The sequence below is a fragment of the Priestia sp. P5_B4 genome, assembly GCF_056400385.1.
Genome location: NZ_JBFULJ010000734.1, coordinates 1 through 1924, shown reverse-complemented (window position 1 = coordinate 1924; position 1924 = coordinate 1). Strand labels below are relative to the sequence as shown.

General features: G+C 30.7%; 2 protein-coding genes. One reads left to right on the top strand and one right to left on the bottom strand.

Annotation, left to right across the window (positions count from 1 at the left end):
• Positions 1-516: 516 nt before the first annotated feature.
• Complete coding sequence (locus AC1DRF_RS25315; RefSeq protein ID WP_477741992.1) at positions 517-1083, top strand: MEDS domain-containing protein; 567 nt, start codon at positions 517-519, stop codon at positions 1081-1083.
• 268 nt (positions 1084-1351) lie between these two features.
• On the opposite strand, the gene AC1DRF_RS25310 is transcribed toward AC1DRF_RS25315, so the two are convergent.
• A partial coding sequence (locus AC1DRF_RS25310) for a potassium transporter TrkG (RefSeq protein ID WP_477741991.1) occupies positions 1352-1924 on the bottom strand: 573 nt, incomplete at its 5' end.

The window sequence follows — 1924 nt, the reverse complement described above, 5'->3', positions numbered from 1 at the left end:
TATTAATAAGTTCCACTTCAAAAGGAGCTAATTGTTTCTTTTCTTCTTCTGTAATATCAACTATTCTATTTTCATGTACTTCATTAGCGATTTCAAATCTATATTCTAAGATTTTATCCCCTAAAAATCCTATTTCATCTTTCATGATTTCCTCCGAAAAGCCTGTTGAGACTATTATTTAGTTTTTATACTAATTATACCACCACGTGTCAAAACACTTATTTTTTTGTTAATTTCTTAATATAAAATTCCCTACTCTACTTCATGATTTATTAAACAATTTGTTACAAAGGGTAAAAAATCAAAGCCGAATTCGCCTTCTATGATATGATTAATCCAATAAATAGAAATCTTGTATGTTATACACATCATAAAACAGAAAATTACTAATCCATTATTTTTTCTGTATATTAAAGGACATTTAACGTCGAAATATGTAAAATTCACACAAATAAGAATACCTTATTACTCTGTAGATTTTTTAAAATTTTTACCAAAACCACTCTGAGGTGAACTATGAAAACAATTAACTCTATATCTAGTTCTAAAAAATTTGATAAAGGTCATGTCTTTTACCGTTTTGAAGATAAACAATTTTACATAAATAATTTAATGCGTTTTATTAAGAATGGATTAGACAGTAAACAACGTATATTGATAATTGAGAATATGAGGGCACTTCCCCTAATAAAAGCTACTATTGATAAAAAGTTTATTCATAAACAAAAAGAATCTATTCGTTTAGTTAATAATTTTGATTATTACTTGGCAAATGGTGATTTTCACACAAAAACTATTCTTACTCATTTTCAAGAAGATTTGTCTATGTTGAAAATGAAAGATACGATGATAAGAACATGGGCTCACGTAGAATGGGCTTCAGAGAAACCAGATGTTCTTTTACTAGAAGAATTTGAATCAACTACCGATAATTTTGTTGAGGAGGAGGGTATAGTTTCAGTTTGTGCATATGCTGCTGATTCTTTATCTTCTACTTTGGATACTACTCTGCAGCAATTACATCAATATATTATGACAGATCATAACTTTTTTATTTCCCCCTTTTACAATGGAGGAAGTTAGTAAAATTATTGCCATGAATCTACATATTCATGGCTTTTTTGGTTCCTATATCTTGTTTTATGTTAACTAAAATCATATACAGTTTAAAATTAGAAAAAACTCCCTCCAATAAATAGGGAGTTTTTCTACAGGTTAATGAGATTTAGATCGAAGATAATTCTCAGCACCTTGAGTAGTTTGTTTATAATAAAAAGAGATATTCGTGGTTTAGGCTACTTGTGCCTAAATCATGAATTTGTTGACCAAATTATATATTTAAAATAAATTTTTAACCAATAAGAATCTTTTCTTCTGCATACCTAATTTTAGATTGTTTGTTTGAACGAATCGCAAGTACAAAGCCAATGGTAAGAGGTCCCACTCTGCCAATAAACATCATAATTGTAATCAGAATTCGACCTATAGGACTTAAATCTCCTGTAAAGTTAGCACTTAATCCAACTGTTCCAGAAGCAGAGAACGTTTCAAACAAAAGGGTAGACATATCTACACCCTTTTCTGTGATTGTGAGTAGAAAGAAAATAATAGAAACAAAAATAATCCCGGAAGTAGCAATAGAAAAAGCTCTATACACAAGCGATTTAGGAATTCGGCGTCGAAAAACATTAATCTCTTCTTTATTTGTCAATACTGACCATAAAGCAAACAATATTAAGACAAACGTAGTTATTTTAATTCCACCGCCTGTTGAACCTGGAGCCGCTCCAATAAACATAAGACCCATCATATACACTTTCGAAGGCAATGTGAGCGCCCCGATATCCAAGGTATTAAAACCAGCAGTACGAGGAACTACACCCTGAAAGTAAGCTGCCCACCATTTATCCCCCATGCTTAATTG